General features: G+C 63.3%; 17 protein-coding genes. 12 read left to right on the top strand and 5 right to left on the bottom strand.

The window, feature by feature from the left end; all coding sequences use genetic code 11:
• Nucleotides 1–24 precede the first annotated feature (24 nt).
• Entirely contained in the window at nucleotides 25–657 is a 633-nt protein-coding gene (locus tag GJB56_RS07125; protein ID WP_024487257.1) for a TetR/AcrR family transcriptional regulator, read from the bottom strand.
• 113 nt (nucleotides 658–770) lie between these two features.
• Here GJB56_RS07125 and GJB56_RS07130 point away from each other — a divergent pair, with 113 nt between their 5' ends.
• The 4 genes from GJB56_RS07130 (at nucleotide 771) to GJB56_RS07145 (ending at nucleotide 4166) form a co-directional block, all read left to right on the top strand.
• Nucleotides 771–1130: a zinc ribbon domain-containing protein YjdM gene (locus tag GJB56_RS07130; protein WP_020907681.1), complete on the top strand. Its 360-nt coding sequence runs from the start codon at nucleotides 771–773 to the stop codon at nucleotides 1128–1130.
• Between the two features lie 101 nt (nucleotides 1131–1231).
• Nucleotides 1232–2263 (top strand): ABC transporter substrate-binding protein, encoded by a 1032-nt coding sequence (locus GJB56_RS07135; RefSeq protein WP_230091152.1) that lies wholly within the window; start codon nucleotides 1232–1234, stop codon nucleotides 2261–2263.
• A gap of 51 nt (nucleotides 2264–2314) precedes the next feature.
• Nucleotides 2315–2734 (top strand): DUF1622 domain-containing protein, encoded by a 420-nt coding sequence (locus GJB56_RS07140; RefSeq protein ID WP_007728052.1) that lies wholly within the window; start codon nucleotides 2315–2317, stop codon nucleotides 2732–2734.
• Between the two features lie 31 nt (nucleotides 2735–2765).
• Nucleotides 2766–4166, top strand: coding sequence for a DUF2252 domain-containing protein (locus GJB56_RS07145; protein ID WP_019748352.1), 1401 nt, complete (start codon nucleotides 2766–2768; stop codon nucleotides 4164–4166).
• 4 nt (nucleotides 4167–4170) lie between these two features.
• Here the strand turns inward: GJB56_RS07145 and GJB56_RS07150 are convergent, their stop codons facing one another.
• From GJB56_RS07150 to ypfJ, 3 genes are all read right to left on the bottom strand, one after another.
• Nucleotides 4171–4887, bottom strand: a complete 717-nt coding sequence (locus tag GJB56_RS07150; protein ID WP_113683608.1) for an SRPBCC domain-containing protein — start codon at nucleotides 4885–4887, stop codon at nucleotides 4171–4173.
• A gap of 2 nt (nucleotides 4888–4889) precedes the next feature.
• The gene (locus GJB56_RS07155; RefSeq protein ID WP_113683609.1) at nucleotides 4890–5501 is read right to left on the bottom strand and encodes an ArsR/SmtB family transcription factor; all 612 of its coding nucleotides are present in this window, start codon (nucleotides 5499–5501) and stop codon (nucleotides 4890–4892) included.
• A 76-nt stretch (nucleotides 5502–5577) separates the two neighbouring features.
• Nucleotides 5578–6501, bottom strand: a complete 924-nt coding sequence (ypfJ, locus tag GJB56_RS07160) for a KPN_02809 family neutral zinc metallopeptidase (protein WP_021332960.1) — start codon at nucleotides 6499–6501, stop codon at nucleotides 5578–5580.
• Nucleotides 6502–6664: 163 nt separating this feature from the next.
• On the opposite strand from ypfJ, the gene aspS reads away from it, so the two are divergent.
• The 3 genes from aspS to GJB56_RS07175 all read left to right on the top strand — a co-directional run bounded on the left by aspS (nucleotide 6665) and on the right by GJB56_RS07175 (nucleotide 10830).
• A complete protein-coding gene (aspS, locus tag GJB56_RS07165) occupies nucleotides 6665–8473 on the top strand; it encodes an aspartate--tRNA ligase (RefSeq protein WP_019748356.1) in 1809 nt (602 codons plus the stop codon).
• A gap of 18 nt (nucleotides 8474–8491) precedes the next feature.
• On the top strand, nucleotides 8492–9457 hold the full coding sequence (locus GJB56_RS07170; protein WP_019748357.1) for a DUF389 domain-containing protein: 966 nt from the start codon (nucleotides 8492–8494) through the stop codon (nucleotides 9455–9457).
• Between the two features lie 191 nt (nucleotides 9458–9648).
• Entirely contained in the window at nucleotides 9649–10830 is a 1182-nt protein-coding gene (locus GJB56_RS07175; RefSeq protein ID WP_024487255.1) for a kinase, read from the top strand.
• Nucleotides 10831–10901: 71 nt separating this feature from the next.
• Here the strand turns inward: GJB56_RS07175 and GJB56_RS07180 are convergent, their stop codons facing one another.
• A complete protein-coding gene (locus GJB56_RS07180; RefSeq protein WP_019748359.1) occupies nucleotides 10902–11282 on the bottom strand; it encodes a nuclear transport factor 2 family protein in 381 nt (126 codons plus the stop codon).
• A gap of 207 nt (nucleotides 11283–11489) precedes the next feature.
• Between GJB56_RS07180 and GJB56_RS07185 the strand changes: the two genes are divergently transcribed.
• From GJB56_RS07185 to GJB56_RS07205, 5 genes are all read left to right on the top strand, one after another.
• Nucleotides 11490–12836: a replication-associated recombination protein A gene (locus GJB56_RS07185; RefSeq protein ID WP_371331482.1), complete on the top strand. Its 1347-nt coding sequence runs from the start codon at nucleotides 11490–11492 to the stop codon at nucleotides 12834–12836.
• Between the two features lie 77 nt (nucleotides 12837–12913).
• Complete coding sequence (gene alaS, locus GJB56_RS07190; RefSeq protein ID WP_019748361.1) at nucleotides 12914–15586, top strand: alanine--tRNA ligase; 2673 nt, start codon at nucleotides 12914–12916, stop codon at nucleotides 15584–15586.
• A gap of 2 nt (nucleotides 15587–15588) precedes the next feature.
• Nucleotides 15589–16122: a Holliday junction resolvase RuvX gene (ruvX, locus tag GJB56_RS07195; protein WP_003944838.1), complete on the top strand. Its 534-nt coding sequence runs from the start codon at nucleotides 15589–15591 to the stop codon at nucleotides 16120–16122.
• The gene (gene mltG, locus GJB56_RS07200) at nucleotides 16119–17429 is read left to right on the top strand and encodes an endolytic transglycosylase MltG (RefSeq protein WP_019748362.1); all 1311 of its coding nucleotides are present in this window, start codon (nucleotides 16119–16121) and stop codon (nucleotides 17427–17429) included. Before ruvX ends, mltG begins: the two co-directional genes overlap by 4 nt.
• Complete coding sequence (locus GJB56_RS07205) at nucleotides 17419–18258, top strand: shikimate dehydrogenase (protein WP_019748363.1); 840 nt, start codon at nucleotides 17419–17421, stop codon at nucleotides 18256–18258. The genes mltG and GJB56_RS07205 overlap by 11 nt, the downstream gene beginning before the upstream one ends.
• The last annotated feature ends 44 nt before the right edge of the window (nucleotides 18259–18302 follow it).

The raw sequence follows: 18302 nt of genomic DNA on the forward strand, positions 1-18302 counted from the left end.
ACAGCTGGTGCGAGAGAGTGTGGATCAGCTCTCGGACCTGAGTATTCGAGCCATCAGGAGTAGTGCCGGATCAAGCAAGTCGGTTCTGGGGCTTGCCCGTTCACTGTTCTGCCATTTTCGGAAGACGTAACGCATCGCGGCGCCTGCGGTGATGACCGTTGCCGTGGCTTCGTCGGCAGCGGCTGTATCCGAGTGCAGGCGGCGATACTCGGTTCTGTGCGACAACTCCCGCGTGAGGATCCGGGTGAGCGTGTCTTCAAGATCGTGGAAGGTGGCCAGATGTTGTTGCAACAGCGTGGGATGACGTTCGAACAATTCGCGTCGATGCGCGAGCAGATCGGGTCGCTCGTCGACGATCTGCATCGCCGCCTCGAAGACCGCGAGGGCGCCGCGCAGCGGATCGTCCGGGTGCTCGCCGATGAGCGTGAGCATGGTTGCCTCACTTGGCACGACGAGCATGAGCCCACCGATCGCCGCGTCCTTGGTGGGGAAGTAGTTGAAGAACGTGCGGGTCGACAGATTGCAGGCCTCGCAGATCTTCTCGACGGTCACTTCGTCATAGCCCAGGTCGAGGACGAGTTCGACGGCAGTGTGCTCGATCAACTGCCTCGTCGCAATTCGTTTTCGTTCGCGCAATCCGAGAGTTTCGGTTCCCATTTCATCCATAATTGCACAGAGTGCAAAGTTTCATCGAATGCAATATTTCGCCCAAGAATGCCTCATGAAATGCAAAAATGGGGATCGGGTGCCTGGTGGATAAGATGAACCGCGTGGAAGACACCTTGCCCCCTTGCCCCGAATGCGCCGGCGAATACACCTACGAGATGGGCGCGTTGATGGTCTGCCCGTCCTGCGCGCACGAGTGGGCGCCGACCGGTAGTGCCGGCGAGGACTCGGGTGTGGTGAAACTGGGTGTGGTGAAAGATGCCGTAGGAAACATCCTTGCGGACGGAGACACGGTGACGGTCGTCAAGACACTCAAGGTGAAGGGCAGTCCGACCGGCATCAAGTCAGGTACGAAAGTGCGCAACATCCGCCTTGTTCAGGGCGTTGGCGACCACGACATCGACTGCAAGGTCGACGGCATCGGACCGATGCAATTGAAGTCGAGTGTCGTCAAGAAGGTGTGACCGGACAGCGATAGATGTCGGCTCGAAATCCTGTTCAGTTTCGACGGTTCGATAGCCACAATCGAGGAGATCTTCGACCGCTCGAACGAATGGACCGAACTGTGCCGAACTCGATCTGCCTGGCGCCCGCACTCGATAACACCACACTCGATACAGACGAGCAGTGGGAACGCATCGTCGATGCGCTGACACGCAGGGGATTGTTCGGCGCCGGGCTCGGTGTCGCGGCTGCGACATTGCTGGCAGCGTGCAGCAGCGACGAAAACGGCTCGGCGCCAAGTGGTCTCGTCACAGTGCAGGATGAGACGGGCAGTGTCGAGATTCCGTCGGATCCGCAGCGAATGGTCATCGCCCACGTCAGCGCCATGGCGACGGTCCTCGACCTCGGTGTGCCGCCGGAGAAGATCGTCGGCGGCTTCTTCGGTCTCGAAGGGGTGGGCGGCGACGCGGTGTTGCGCACGATGCCGGAGGCGGCGAACATCCCGAACCTCGGCACGGCGGGAACGTGGAACAAGGAAGCGATCATCGGCGCGTCGCCGGATCTGATCGTCATGCTCCTGACCGCCGGAAATGCTTATGCGGCAAAGTCCTACGACGAACTCTCTGCGACCGGTGTTCCAGTGTTCGCCGGCTTCAACGGGTACCTCACGTGGGACGAGATGAAGAAGTTGGTCACCTCGATGGGCGTCGCGGTCCGACGGGAAGAAGCTGCTGCGGAATTGAACGCGAGAACGGAAGAGCACCTCCTCGCAATCAAGGATCGGCTCTCGGCCCTCGGCTCGCTACCGTCGGTGACGCTGCTGCGTACCGGCGAAAACGGTGTCGTCTACAACCAGGTCGACGCTCTTCTCGATGCTCTCGGTTTCCCGGGCGATCGAGCTACATCGGAGGAGTTCACCCGCACACTCACAGCGGAGCAACTCGATCAGGTGACCAGCGACGTGATCATCGTGGGTGCATTCCAGGACCAGCAGGACGTCCGCGCGCAGTTGGCAATGAACCCGCTCTGGGAGCGTCTTCCCGCTGTCCGCTCGGGGAACGTCCATTGCGTCGACGACAGCCTGTGGGGCTCGGGCTATTCTCCTCGCGCGACCGAGCTGCGACTCGACGACATCGAGCGGATCTTCAGCTGACTCCGTCGTGTCACCTCGACTTATCGGTGCATTACCTCGAGAATCATGATCATGGACAAAATCAGGTTCTTCGAGCTTGTCACCGAATGGTTCGAAGTACTCGGTGTTGTCGCCATGGTCCTCGGGTTCGTGTTCGCATTCGTGATCGCGGGGCGCGCCTGGAGTCGAACGCGCGACGGTAGTTCAGCGTTTCGCACTCTGCGCGAGACGATGGGTGCGGTCATCCTTCTCGGGCTCGAGATCCTTGTCGCCGCTGATCTGGTGAAGACTGTGACGTCTTCACCGTCGCTGACCGACGCCGCAGTTCTGGGCATGATCGTTCTGATTCGGACCGTGTTGAGCCTGTCGATTCAGATCGAGATCGACGGGGTACTTCCGTGGCGCAAGGCGTTGGTGTCAAGTCCGGAACTCCTGGTACGCGCAGCGCGCGGATCAGGAGGCCGAACGACGCCCGACGCGTCGAGTTCGTAGCGATAGCCGTTGCGAGTGAAAGGTCGGGCAGATGACAGCAGTGCGTACCGAGCATCCCACTGTCGACGAGAGGCGGGCGCGCGGCCGCCAGGCGCGTAGAGATACGCCATTGGCCGCGCTCGCGGATCTGACAGAGAGCGACCGCGATCCGATATCACTGCTGGAATTGCAGGCGAAGTCGCGGGTACAGGACCTGGTGCCCATCCGATACGGGCGCATGTCGGCGTCCCGGTTCTCGTTCTTCCGTGGTGCTGCCCTGGTGATGACGGACGACTTGTCCCGAAGCCCTGATTCCGGCCTGAACAGCCAACTCTGCGGCGACGCACACCTGAGCAACTTCGGTATCTATGCGACGCCCGAGCGAAAGCTCGCGTTCGACATCAACGACTTCGACGAAACGTACCCGGGGCCGTTCGAATGGGACGTGAAACGGCTGGCCGCCAGTTTGGCGATCGCAGCGAAGGACAACGGATACTCCGGCAAAGAGCGTAAGAAGATCGTTCGCGGGTGTGCGGCCGAGTATCGCGAAACCCTGATCGCTCAGGCAGGATTGGGGAACCTCGCAGTTTGGTACGCGCACATCGCACCCGAAGACGGACTGGAAGAACTTCGCGTCGATTTGAAGAAGCGAATGCTCGAGCGGACCCAGGCGACGTTGGACAAGGCTCGTCGCCGAGACAGCGCTCAGGCTGCCGGCAAATTCACCGAAATCGTCGACGGGAGAAGGCGGTTCATCAGTGACCCGCCGCTGATCGTGCCGGCAGAGGAATTGTTCGCGGGCACCGACCTCACTCAGATCGAGGAGTTGCTACGTCAGCGCGTTCGTTCCTATCGAAGCACGTTGCAGTGGGACCGTCGGGTGTTGCTCGAAAGCTTCGAGATGACGCACATCGCGCGGAAAGTTGTCGGTGTCGGGAGCGTCGGAACGCGCGCGTGGATGATCCTGATGAAAGGCGTCGACGACGACGATCCGTTGATCCTGCAGGTCAAGGAGGCGCAGCCGTCCGTTCTCTCGGCGTACGTCGATGGCCCCACCTTCTCCAACGAGGGCGAACGAGTAGTGAACGGGCAGCGCCTGATGCAGGCCACCAGTGACATCTTCCTGGGGTGGGAGCGCGGACCGGGACTCGACGAGGATGAGCACGACTTCTACATCCGCCAACTTCGGGACGGCAAGGGATCAGCGGTCATCGAAACCATGAAACCTGAAGGGATGGAACTCTACGGGCGACTATGCGCGAGGGTCCTGGCCTATGCGCATGCTCGCTCGTCCGATCGGATTGCGATCGCCGAATATCTCGGTGACGGAACCGAATTCGATTTCGCGATCGGGGAGTTCGCGGCTGCCTACGCCAAACGCAACGCACGCGATCATGCCGCTTTGCTGACCGCGATCGACGACGGTCGCGTGTCAGCAGAGCGGGGAGTGTGACGACTCAGGCGAACACGCCGTCGAGCCAGGCCTGCCACGCTGCCGTTGCTGATCCACCGTCAGCGCCCTCTGCGAAGAGGTGATGGGCCGCGTCGACGGTGCCGCCGAAGGCGTTTCGTCCGTAGAACCGCAGCAATGCGTCCTCGGTACGCAAGCCGATGAACCAGTCGTTGATGTAGTCGACAATCGCGTCGACGGTTCCGATTCCGGGGACTTCCACCGACGCGGCTTCACCGACAGCGGTGCCCGAGGTGATTCCGAGGGCGCTGCGAAGCGTTCCCATCGCTTGCGGCGAGGACGAGGATTCCGGGCCTTCGGCTGAGACATAGGTGACGGGTTTGCCGGCGAAGTACCGCACGTATTGGCCGAGACTGTGCAGGTAGAAGTCCGTGTGCTTACTCGCGCCGTCGTACTGGTTGTCCCAGTCCTCGGCAAACACTCCGGCGTGGACGTAGCGGACAACGGCGGTGCTCTCGTCGCGGGCCTCGACGACGTACTCGAGGTTGTTGAACCAGCCGTCGGGGCCTTGCATGTGGATGGCTAGCTCGCGGGGCGGCTCCCACGTCGCGATGATCGGGCTGTCCGGACTACTGCCGTCCGCAGGGATTTCGAGCGGGGACGGGAACATCCAGCCGGCCGTCTCTGCCGAGATTGCGGCCCAGATCTGCTCGGGAGTTCCGGGGACGACCACCTCGCGGCGGATTTCGAATTTCTCGGACATCGCTACTGCTCCGTTTCGGGTGTGGTGACGTGGGGTGTGGTGAGACTGGGATGCAGGGCGACAACCAAGCGGTGATTGCGCCCGGCTTCGGAATTGCCGTCGTGGTATTTGGCCACGAGTGAGTTGACCGACTCGCCGAGTTCGCCGGCGAAGGCGGCGCGGTCGGCCGCCGTGGCAAAGGTGATGTCGCTGTCGATGGCAAAGGACGCCAACGGTTTTCCGGCCGCAGTTGCGCCGGCGATCAGTTCGCCGACCTCTCGGACGATCCGCGCCGCGAGAGTGACGAGCCAGCGCGCCGAGAGCTGATCCGGGAACCGGCTCGGGTCCGGCGCGAGCGCGGACATTGCAGCGGGGGAGATGACGTACGACGCGGCGCTGGCCTGCATGATCCGCTCCGTCATGTTTCCCCGCTTGCGCTCCTCGACGAGTTCGACGAGTCCGTGTTCCTCGAGAGTGCGCAAGTGGTAATTGATCTTCTGGCGCGTCAAGCCCACTCGGGGTGCCAGCGAGGATGCTGATGCCGGGACTGCCAGTTCAGCCAGAATCCGTTGGCGGATCGGATCGAGCGAGGCCTCGGCAGCTGCGGGACGATCGATGACTGCAACTTCCAACATGAGAAAACCATCCCACCGACAACCAAATCTGTCAAGACAGAAAAAATTGTCGGCGGGATGGTATTTCGGAGGTTCTCTACCGCTTCAGATCGGGCGGATTGTTCAGATCCCGCGCCGAGTACGTGTCACACGACGAAATCTGGCCGGTCTGGTATCCGGTCTTGAACCACGCCTGCCGCTGTGCGGAGGAACCGTGTGTCCAACCTTCGGGGTTGACCCGACCGGTCGTGGACTTCTGGATGCGGTCGTCGCCCACCGATGACGCCGCCGAGAGGGCGTCCCGAATATCGCTCTCGGACAAGGGCTTCAGGAATGGTTGACCGGTCGCTTCGTCGGGAATCGTGTCCGCAAAATGTGCCCAGACGCCGGCGTAGCAATCGGCCTGGAGTTCGGTGCGAACCGCGCCGGACTGCTCGCCCTGTGGGTCAGCTTGCGCGCGGCCGATGTCGCCGAGCTGATTCTGGATGTGATGTCCGAACTCGTGAGCGACCACGTACTCCTGTGCGAGCGGTCCGGCACTGGAACCGAAACGGTCGACGAGCAATTGAAAGAAGCTCGTATCGAAGTACGCCGTTTGGTCCGCCGGGCAGTAGAACGGACCGACATCACTCGACGCCTGGCCGCAACCGGTGTTGACCGAACCGCTGAACAGAATGACTTCGGGTCGCACGTATGCCGTGCCGGTCTGCTTGACCAACTGCTGTTCCCAAACGTCGTCGAGGCTTCCGACGGTCAGTGTGACGCGGCAGTTCACATCGGCGTTTGCCTGAGCGCCGGTGCACTCGTCGACCGACGACAGTCCGGTCGACGAACTCGAAGTTTCGGTGGACGTGCCCAGTAGTGAGCCGGGGTCACCGCCGAACAACAGCGCCAGGATCAGAACGATGATGCCGCCCGCGCCACCGCCGATCGCGATCTTGCCGCCGCGGCCACCGCCGCCCCCGCCGCCTTGAACCTGAACGCGTCCCGCTTCGCCGCGGGCCCCCTCGTTGAAGGTCATCTATGTCCGCTTTCTGCTGTCGTGAACAAGTGCTTGCCGTCACTTCTGGAGATAGCTTCGCATGCGATGCGGGTCCGCGTTTCCGCTCTGCGCAGTTCGCTCCGTAGGATCGCAGGCAAAGTAGTCGGTCATCGGTTATTGGAAGTAGTTCGAAAGGAATCCCGTGCTGCGCACACATCTCGCCGGTTCATTGCGACCCGAGCAGGCAGAGCAGACCGTAACGCTCACCGGTTGGGTAGCCAGGCGTCGTGATCACGGCGGAGTGATCTTCATCGATCTCCGTGATGCATCCGGAGTTGCGCAGGTAGTTTTCCGGGCAGGTGACGTGGCCGAGCAGGCGCACCGTCTGCGCGCGGAATACTGCGTTCGCGTAACCGGAACGGTCGAGGTTCGCCCCGAGGGCAACCAGAACTTCGAGATCCCCACCGGAGCAATCGAGGTCAACGCCACCGAACTCGAGGTTCTCAACGAAAGCGCACCGCTGCCGTTCCAGCTCGACGATCAGGTCGGCGAAGAAGCACGCCTCAAGTACCGATACCTCGACTTGCGTCGTGAAGGGCCCGGATCCGCAATTCGCTTGCGTTCCAAGGTAAGTGCCGCAGCGCGCGGCGTTCTCGCGCACCACGAGTTCGTCGAGGTCGAGACTCCGACGCTTACGCGTTCGACGCCAGAGGGTGCCCGTGACTTCCTCGTACCGTCACGCCTGCAGCCCGGTAGCTTCTACGCACTGCCGCAGAGCCCGCAGCTGTTCAAGCAGCTACTCATGGTCGGCGGCATCGAGCGCTACTACCAGATCGCGCGTTGCTACCGCGACGAGGATTTCCGCGCCGATCGTCAGCCCGAGTTCACTCAGCTCGACATCGAGATGGCTTTCGTCAACCAGGACGACATCATCCTGCTTGCCGAGGAAATCCTGACGGCGCTCTGGAAGCTCGTCGGCCACGAGATCAAGACGCCGATCGATCGCATGACCTACAACGAGGCAATGCGTCGTTACGGCAGCGACAAGCCGGACCTGCGTTTCGGTATCGAACTCGTCGAGTGCGCGGAGTTCTTCAAGGACACGACCTTCCGCGTCTTCCAAGCCGAATACGTTGGCGCCGTCGTGATGCCCGGTGGTGCAAGCCAGCCGCGCAAGCAGCTCGATGCCTGGCAGGAGTGGGCGAAGCAGCGCGGCTCCAAGGGCCTGGCGTACGTGTTGGTCGGCGAAGACGGCACTCTCGGTGGTCCCGTTGCCAAGAACCTGACCGACGCCGAGCGTGAGGGCCTGGCCGCTCACGTCGGAGCCCAGCCGGGCGACTGCATCTTCTTCGGAGCGGGCGCGACCAAGTCGACGCGCGCTCTCCTCGGCGCTGCCCGTGGTGAGATCGCCCGCAAGAAGGATCTCATCGATCCCGACGCGTGGGCCTTCGTGTGGATCGTCGACGCTCCGATGTTCGAGCCGACCGCCGACGCCACTGCATCCGGTGACGTTGCTCTCGGCCACTCCGCCTGGACCGCCGTGCACCATGCGTTCACGTCGCCGAAGCCGGAGTTCTTCGACACGTTCGACACCGATCCGGATTCCGCTCTCGCCTACGCCTACGACATCGTCTGCAACGGCAACGAGATCGGCGGCGGCAGTATTCGTATCCACCGCAAGGACATTCAGGAACGAGTGTTCAAGGTGATGGGTATCTCCGAGGAAGAGGCGCAGGAGCAGTTCGGCTTCCTTCTCGACGCCTTCGCCTTCGGCGCGCCTCCGCACGGCGGAATTGCTTTCGGCTGGGACCGCATCACCGCTCTCCTCGCCGGCATGGATTCCATCCGTGAGGTCATCGCGTTCCCGAAGTCCGGTGGCGGCGTCGACCCGCTGACGGATGCTCCGGCACCGATTTCTGCGCAGCAGCGCAAGGAATCGGGTATTGATGCGAAGCCCGAGAAGAAGTCAGAGGACAAGAAGTCCGAAGGCGACACCGTCGAAGCCAAGTAGAGCCGACACCGGATCGCCATGCTGCATTTGCGGGTGATCTGCCCGACCGAGCGCACCGAGCAAGTTCTCGGTGCGCTCGCGTCGCAGCGGGGCGCGACACACATCGTCGTATTACGTGATGTCGCGGTTCATCCCGCCGGCGACATGGTGGAGGCCGACGTCGCCCGTGAGGCGGCCAACGACGTCGTCGATGCTCTGACCGCTCTCGGCGTCGCCGAGGACGGCGGAATGACGCTCGTACCAGTCGAGACGGTGTTGTCGGCGGCGGCGCGCAAAGCTGAGCGCGACGTGCCGGGTGATCCCGCGGATTCCGTCGTGTGGGAGGAATTGCTGTCCCGCACTCGGGAAGAATCAACTCTCAACGGATTGTTCGTCGCGTTCCTGACGATCGCATGTCTGCTCGCGGCAATCGGCGTTGTCACCGACTCTCAGATCACGATCGTGGGCGCCATGGTCGTCGGCCCGGAGTTCGGGCCGCTGGCCGCGCTGGCTGTGGCACTCGTACGGCGGGATCGACGGTTGCGTCGACGTTCGATTCTCGCGCTCGCCGTCGGATTCCCCATCGCGATGGGCGTGACTCTCGCCGCAACGTTCGTGGTGAAGTTCTTCGGGTGGATGGACGTCGTGAGTCTCGAATCGCTCCACGAGGTCGATTTCGTCTACAAGGTCGGGCCCATCTCGTTTGTCGTCGCGCTTCTTGCCGGTGCGGCTGGAATGCTGGCACTCGTCTCGTCGAAGTCCGCTGCCTTGGTCGGAGTGTTCATCTCCGTCACCACGGTTCCTGCCGCCGGTTTCGCGGTGGTTGCGGCAGCAAACGGAGAATGGCGGATCGCCGGGTTGTCGTCGCTGCAACTGGCTGTCAACCTGGTCGGGATCGTCACTGCCTGCGTGCTCGTCCTCTGGGTCAGAACCCGGGCCGACGAGGAATTCGAAGCAGCGTTGAAAGGCATTTCTCGATTTGTCGACGAGGACAAAACTCCATGACATCGCCGGTTCGGAGTTCTGCTCACCGACAGCAGAATTCTCGCGAGAACTGTGTGCCGGTGTGGCGATTAGGGACTTTTGTCATCACCGCAGGTAGGCGGCAATTTCTGTCGCTGTGAGAGCTTGAATTCGCCGCTGTGAGTGGATGAGCTGGGCATGATCGGAGTCACTAACGGGTAAGTTGGTCGGTGATGACCGCATTACTGGCAGACCCCGTTTCCGAAGTCGTCGCAGCTGCTGAGCAGTTGCTGACACGCCGCACAGGGGCACCCGTAACCCTGGTGGATCCAGTCGATCTCGGGGGGAGTGGCCGCACCGTCGTGCTACGCGTACGTGTCGCCGAGAACCCGTTCTCGCTGCCTCGAACGCTGGTGATCAAGCAGGTCCGCGACAACTTCCAGGGAGCCACCAAAACCGCGATTGCGCTCCCCGCCGCGTCCGAAGGTGACTTCGACGTCGAGACCGCTTTCCTTCGTGAAGCGGTGTCGTATCAGTTCGCCAACGCGCTTGCCAAGGACGCACGCCCCGGCGCCGAACTGTTGGCGTCCGACCTCGATGCTCGCCTCTTGATCCTGAGTGATCTCGGCGACGCCACCGCAATCAGCGTCCGACTCGAAGACTCCGACCCGGACACCGTCACTCACACGCTGATGGCCATGGCGCAGGCCATGGGGCGCATGCACGCCGCGACCGTCGGCCGTGAGGACGACTTCACCGCACTGCTGCGTCGAGCCGAGGTCGCCCATTGCTCCGATGAAGTGGCGGATCAGGTGGGACGCGCAGTGGCCGGTGTTCCCGCGATGTTGGTGGAAAGTCTCGGCATCGATGTGAGTTCGGACATTCTCGAGCAGGTTCAGCACGCGCAGACACTGTTCAGTGGCGGTCGATTCCGCGCCTTCAGTCCGTCGGACCTGTGCCCAGACAACATCATCGTCAACGACGACGGCGTGCAGTTCCTCGACTACGAGTGGGGTGGCTACCGGGACGCCCTCCTCGACATCACCTACGCGTTGGTGTCGTTCCCCGGTTGCCTGTGCAACATCGACCTGACCGAAGAGCGGGCGTCGGCGATGGTCGATGCCTGGCGGGCCGAGGTCGTCGGGATGTGGCCGGCCCTGGCCGACGAGGCCGAATTGGGGCGCAGGATCGTCGAGGCCCAACTCATCTGGGTCTGGCTCAGCACCTATCTGTACCTGCCCGAGGATCATTCACGTATCGCCGCTGTCCGCGAGCACTATCTCTCGATTCCACGGGCCGACGCACTGGTGGGACGCTGGGCAAGACTCGCGCGTTCGGCGAAGCTCGCCGGCAACGACGCCGTCGAGGCACACGCCCGCGACGTCGTGGCGGCGCTGCGCACCGAGTTCAGTTGAGTTTCTGACTGATCACACGCAGAAGGGCGCCCGTGCATGCAGCACGAGCGCCCTTTTTCGGTCGAGTCCGCTCAGTTGTCGGAGACCAGATCGTTCTCGGACAGGTCCGTCGCCGCGAGCGCCGTCGCCAGATCAGGATGGCGGAACGTCGACGTCACCTGGTCGGCCACGACTCGGAAAGCCGAGGCCAGGGTCGCGGACTTGTCCGGTTCGGCCGCCCACGTTGCGGTCTGTTCGACGACGACCACGCCATGGTGGACGTACATCTTCCCGGGGACGAGCGTGATGCCGGCGTTGGTGGCCCACTCGCGCAGGGCAGCGAGTCCCTGGCTCGCGCCCTTGGGGCCGCCTACCTCGATGTCGTCACTCGACAACTGCAGAAGCGTGTCGATGTCTTGGGAGTTGAGTGCATCGTGCCACGCGAGGACGGTGGCGATCTCGGAGGTGCTCATGGCGACAACGCTATTACAGCGCCTTTGCCGAGGACGTGAGGGCTGGCGGAACTGCGGGTTGTGTCAAGCGTCGGTGGTCTCTAGTAGCGTCGATTCGTGAGCGATTGGCAAGCGGAAGACAGTGTGGGGGCGAAAGACGGCGTGGTGGCGGAAGACGGCGTGGTGGCGGAAGACGGCCTGTTCGAGGCAACTCCGGAGGAATCCGCGATCGTCGACGAACCCGATGTCGTGTCTGTCGCCGAGCGCGCATTGTCCTCGGTGCCGCCTGGTGCTCCTCTGGCTGTCCGCATGCGCCCCCTCACTCTCGGTGAAGTTGTCGGTCAACAGCACCTGCTCGGCCCTGGTGCTCCGCTGCGCAGAATGGTCGAGGGGTCCGGCGCTGCATCGGTACTTCTGTACGGACCTCCCGGCACCGGCAAGACCACGCTCGCGTCGTTGATCTCGGGCGCTACCGGCCGTCGGTTCGAGGCATTGTCTGCCCTGTCCGCCGGCGTCAAGGAAGTCCGCGGTGTCATCGAACTTGCCCGCCGTCGTCTGCTGAACGGCGAACAGACCGTCTTGTTCATCGACGAGGTCCATCGTTTCTCCAAAACCCAGCAGGACGCCTTGCTCGCCGCGGTCGAGAACCGGATCGTGCTCCTGGTCGGCGCGACCACCGAGAACCCGTCCTTCTCGGTCGTCTCCGCGCTGTTGTCGCGCTCGTTGGTCCTGCAACTGCAATCGCTCACCGCTGCGGATGTCCAGGAACTGCTCGAGCGTGCGGTCACCGACGAGCGCGGGTTCGGGGGAGCGATCGCGATCGACGACGACGCGATGGAACACCTCGTTCGTCTGGCAGCCGGTGACGCACGCCGAGCCCTGACGGCACTCGAGGCCGCTGCCGGAGCTGCACTGGACACGGCCGGTGACGCTCCGGGCCCGGTGGTGCTCGACCTCGCGACCGTCGAGGCCAGTGTCGACAAGGCCGCGGTTCGGTACGACCGTGCCGGGGATCAGCACTACGACGTCATCAGCGCCTTCATCAAGAGCATTCGCGGCTCCGACGTCGATGCCGCCCTGCACTACCTCGCTCGGATGCTGACCGCGGGCGAAGACCCTCGTTTCATCGCGAGGCGTCTGGTGGTTCATGCCAGCGAGGACATCGGCATGGCGGACCCGATGGCGCTGCAGACTGCCACCGCCGCTGCCCAGGCAGTGCAGCTGATCGGTATGCCGGAGGCTCGTCTGGCGCTGGCACAGGCCACCATTCATCTGGCGACGGCTCCCAAATCGGGTGCGGTGATCGCCGCTCTCGGTGCAGCCATGGCCGACGTGGCCGCCGGAAAATCCGGACTGGTACCGCCGCATCTGCGTGACGGGCACTACAAGGGTGCCGAGCAATTGGGCAACGCAGTCGGATACAAGTACCCGCACGACACACGTGATGGTGTTCTGCGGCAACAGTATCCACCGGACGATCTGGTGGGTGTCGACTATTACCAGCCCACCGCACACGGCAACGAGCGAGAGATCGCCGATCGGGTGAGCAAACTCCGCCGAATCGTTCGTGGCTGACGCCTGCCAGGTTCCACCGGTCGACGCGTTAGTCTGGACACCCATAGCTCGACGCTCTTGAAGGTAAGGACCGGTTAGTGCAAACCCACGAGATCCGCAGGCGATTCCTCGACCACTTCGTCAAGGCCGGCCACACCGAGGTGCCCAGCGCCTCGCTGATTCTCGACGACCCGAACCTTCTGTTCGTCAACGCGGGCATGGTTCCGTTCGTGCCGTTCTTCCTCGGGCAGCAGACGCCGTCCTACTCGCGCGCGACGTCTGTGCAGAAGTGTGTCCGCACCCTGGACATCGAAGAGGTCGGCATCACCACCCGCCACAACACCTTCTTCCAGATGGCGGGCAACTTCTCCTTCGGTGACTATTTCAAGAAGGAAGCCATCTCCCACGCCTGGCAGTTGCTGACAGGTTCGGTCGAGGACGGCGGATACGGCATCGATCCCACGCGCTTGTGGGCAACCGTCTATCTCGACGACGACGAAGCGTTCTCGATCTGGCGCGACGAGGTCGGTGTGCCCGAAGAGCGCATCCAGCGCCGCGGCATGAAGGACAACTACTGGTCCATGGGCATTCCCGGACCGTGCGGCCCCTGCTCCGAGATCTTCTACGACCGCGGCGCCGAGTACGGCGTCGAGGGTGGCCCGGAAGCCGACGAGGATCGCTACATCGAGATCTGGAACCTCGTGTTCATGCAGAACGAGCGCGGCGAGGGCACCAACAAGGGCGACTACCCGATCCTCGGACCGCTGCCGAAGAAGAACATCGACACCGGCATGGGCGTCGAGCGCGTTGCGTTCCTCCTGCAGGGCGTCGAAAACGTCTACGAGACAGACCTTCTCCGCCCCGTCATCGACAAGGCCGCCGAACTGACCGGCAGCGTGTACGGGACCGATCACACTTCTGACGTCCGTTTCCGCGTCATCGCCGACCACGCACGCACCGCCGCGATGTTGATCGCCGACGGTGTGAACCCCGGCAACTACGGCCGCGGATACGTCCTGCGCCGGTTGCTGCGTCGCATCGTGCGCTCGGCCAAACTGCTCGGCAGCGAGCAGCCCACCATGCGCGAGTTCATGATCGTCGTCCGCGACACGATGGCGCCGTCGTACCCGGTTCTGGAAACCGACTTCACGCGCATCGAGAACGTTGCCGTCGGTGAGGAGACCGCGTTCCTCAAGACGCTGGCGTCCGGTTCGGCCCTGTTCGAGAATGCTGCCGAGACGGTCAAGTCGTCCGGAAAGTCGGTCATCGCCGGCGATCAGGCGTTTGCACTGCACGACACCTACGGCTTCCCGATCGACCTGACGCTCGAAATGGCATCCGAGGCCGGTCTCACCGTCGACGAAGACGGCTTCCGCACGCTCATGGCCGAGCAGCGCAAGCGCGCCAAGGACGACGCTCAAGCGCGCAAGCACGCGCATGCGGACCTCACGGTCTACAAGGAACTGCTCGATCGAGGTGCCACCGAGTTCACCGGTTTCGACGAGCTCGTCTCCGAGGCTCACGTCCTCGCACTGATCGTCGACGGTGTCCGCGTGCCGGTCGCGAAGGCAGGTCAGGACGTCGAGGTCATCCTCGACCGCAGCCCGCTCTACGCAGAGTCCGGTGGACAGATCGCCGACATCGGTTCGCTCACCGCGCCGGGTCTCGAAGCCAAGGTCAACGACGTGCAGAAGATCGCCAAGAAGGTCTGGACGCACAAGGTGACGGTGCAGAAGGGCGAGATCACCGAGGGCGACGTCGTGCTCGCGCACGTCGACGCCGAGTGGCGCAAGGGTGCAACCCAGGGGCACTCCGGTACCCACATGGTGCACGCGGCGCTGCGTCAGGTGCTCGGCCCCAACGCCGTTCAGGCGGGTTCGCTCAACAAGCCGGGTTACCTCCGCTTCGACTTCTCCTGGCAGGGTGCGCTGTCCGACTCCCAGAAGCAGGACATCGAGGCACTCACCAACGAAGCCGTGGCGTCCAACTACGCGGTCAACACATTTGTCACGGATCTCGACAAGGCCAAGGCGATGGGTGCGATGGCACTCTTCGGTGAGAACTACGGCGACGAGGTTCGTGTCGTCGAAATCGGCGGTCCGTTCTCGATGGAACTGTGCGGCGGTACTCACGTCGGAAGCTCCGCCCAGATCGGTCAGGTCACGCTGCTCGGTGAGCAGTCGGTCGGCTCCGGAATCCGACGCGTCGAGGCGTACGTCGGTTTGGACTCCTACCGCTACCTCGCCAAGGAACGCGCTCTCCTCGCCGGACTCTCCTCCTCACTGAAGGTTCCTTCGGAAGAGGTACCCGCCCGCGTCGAGGCGCTCGTCGAGCGACTCAAGGTGGCCGAGAAGGAACTCGAGCAGACCAAGGCCAAGGCTGTGCTGGCGTCGGCAGGCGAGTACGTCGCCAAGGCCAAGCGCATCGGTAGCGTCCTGGTCATTGCCGAGCCTGCTCCCGCGGGAGTCGGCGGCAACGATCTGCGCAGCCTCGTCACGGACATCAAGGGCCGACTCGGCTCCGAACCTGCCGTTGTAGCTCTCCTCGGTGACGTCGACGGCAAGGTCCCGTTCGTGGTCGCATCCAGCAAGGCGGCCCAGGGTCTCGGTGTGAAGGCCGGCGAGCTTGTCGCGTCCTTCGGTCCCAAGATCGGTGGCCGCGGCGGCGGAAAGCCCGACATGGCCCAGGGTTCGGGTTCGGACTCTGCCGGAATCCCGGCGGCGCTCGATGCGATCCGGGACAGAGTCGGAGAGCTGGCGGGCGGCAGCTGACGGTGGTGGCTACGCAGCAGGGTCCCGATCGCCCCGGCATCGACGACCCTGGTCGCGGGCGGCGCATCGCCATCGACGTCGGCAGTGTTCGCATCGGCGTCGCGTCCAGCGACCCCGACGGCATCCTCGCGACACCGGTGGAAACGGTTCCACGCTCGAAGGAGCGTGGGCCCGACGCGCCGGATATCCGGCGCATTATCGCCATCGTGTCCGAATACGAGGCCGTTGAGGTTATCGTCGGACTGCCACAGACGCTGCGCGGTGAGCAAGGTAAAGCCGCCGGTATCGCGACTGCATTCGCCAAACGACTGCAGCGGGCCGTCGAACCGATCCCGGTGAGATTGTCCGACGAACGACTGACGACCGTCACGGCTGCGCGCAACCTCCGCGAAAGTGGAGTCAAGGCTCGCGGCCAGCGGCCGATGATCGATCAGGCTGCGGCGGTGGAAATCCTGCAAGGCTGGCTGGACGAGCGGAGTAGAGCTGTGAAACCAGGGGAGTCGTCGAAGGACGCTGCACTGGAGGGCGATCTGTGAACGCGCGGTGGGATGAGGGCGGCGGAAGCCGGCCCACCAGTTCGTTCGACTTCGACAACGACGAGACCATGGTCATGCGTGCGTTGCCGCAGAACATCGATCCGCCGCATATGTCGCGAGCGGAGGCACGCAAGCAACGCGAAGCGCGCAACAAGCGCGCCAAGCGAGGTAAGAAGGTTGGTGTTCTCGCGCTCCTGGTGTTGGTGATCGCGGTTCTCGGTGTCGGTGCCTACGGCGCCCTCTGGTACATGGATCGCAACAAGGCCGCGGAGGACTTCGCCGGCCCGGGCGGCGCACCCGTGGTCATCCAGATCAACAGTGGAGAAACCGCATCGGAGATCGGTGCGACGCTGGAGGCGAAGAACGTCGTCGCGAGTTCTGCTGCTTTCTACAACGCTGCGATCGCCAATCCGTCGGAGATCCAGAAGGTACAACCCGGCTTCTACCAGGTGCCGGTGCAGAGTAGTGCCGCGAGCGCACTCGACAGTTTGGTTGCCCCGGACTCCCGAGTCGGCAGTGTTGTCATCGCCGAAGGGCGTCAGCTGCACGACAGTTCGGACGCGCAGACCGGCTCGCTCAAGAAGGGCATATACAACCTGATTTCCGAGGCGAGTTGTGTCGGCCCGGTTTCTGCTCAGAAATGTGTCTCGACAGACGAATTGAACACTGCGGGAGCATCTTCCGATCTGGCTTCGCTCGGCGTGCCGGACTGGGCGATGTCGTCGGTCAAGAGTGTTCCGGACAAGGATCGCCAGCTCGAAGGTTTGATCGCCGCCAGCAGTTGGGATTTCGATCCCACTGCGACGCCTACCGAGATCCTGCGGTCGTTGGTCGAGGGTAGCGCCGCCAAGTACGAGGCCACCGGGATTCTGACAGCCGGCAGCGGAGTCGGAATGTCGCCGTACCAGTTGTTGGTGGCAGCGTCGCTGGTCGAACGTGAGGCATTGCCCGGTGACATGGCCAAGGTCGCGCGGGTGATCGTCAACCGACTCGCAGTCGATCAGCCGTTGCAGTTCGACTCCACGGTCAACTACTCACTCGACACCACCGAGGTCGCCACGACCGATGCCGACCGTGAGCGCGTCACCCCCTGGAACACGTACGCAATGCCCGGTCTGCCTGCGACGCCTATTGCTTCACCGAGCATCGACGCGCTGAAGGCCGTGGAATCTCCGGCGGCCGGTGACTGGTTGTACTTCGTCACGATCAACAAGGAAGGCCAGACGCTCTTCACCAAGAGTTACGAGGAGCATCTGGCCAACATCGAACTGGCACAGCAAAGTGGGATTCTCGACAGTGGACGGTAGTACCGCGACTTCGCTCGCGACGCCGCGTAAGGCGGCAGTTCTCGGAAGCCCGATCGCTCACTCGAAGTCGCCGTTGCTGCACCTTGCTGCGTACGAGGCTTTGGGTCTGAGCGATTGGACCTACGAGCGGATCGAATGCACCGGCGAGCAGTTGCCTGCCCTCGTTGACTCACTCGGCCCCGAATGGGTCGGCCTCTCCGTGACGATGCCGGGCAAGATCGCAGCACTCGACTATGCCACCGAACGCACACCGCGAGCGGTGACCATCGGCTCGGCCAACACCTTGGTTCGCATCGAGGGCGGTTGGCGTGCCGACTGCACGGACGTCGACGGAGTCAGCGGTGCGTTGATCGCCGGCGGCGTCGGCGATCTCAGCGGCACTTCGGCGGTAGTCGTCGGCGCGGGCGGCACCGCGCGGCCGGCATTGGTCGCGTTGGCCGACATGGGAGTTCGGGCAGTCACCGTGGTCGCGCGTGATCCGGGACGTGCGTCCGGGGCCGTCGAATGCGGCGGCGCGGTCGGGTTGGAAATTGATCTGGTCACCTTCGACGACGCACGACTCGGTGGGATCTGTGCCGAATCCTCGGTCTTGGTCAGCACCGTTCCCGCAGAAGCGGCCGCGCCTTTCGCCCAGCAACTGGGGAGGGCACGATTTGTCCTCGACGCGATCTACAACCCCTGGCCGACGCCACTCGCTTCGGTTGTCGAGGCGGCTGGTGGCACGGTGATCGGTGGCCTCGAGATGTTGCTCAATCAGGCCTTCGGGCAGGTAGAGCAGTTCACGGGCAAGCCCGCTCCGCGAGAGGCGATGGCAGCCGCTATCGCTTAGCTCTGTTCACAGTGTCGAGGTAGTCCACAAGGCGATTCGTAGAG

This window comes from Rhodococcus sp. AQ5-07 (genome assembly GCF_009707305.1).
GTDB lineage: Bacteria > Actinomycetota > Actinomycetes > Mycobacteriales > Mycobacteriaceae > Rhodococcus_F > Rhodococcus_F erythropolis.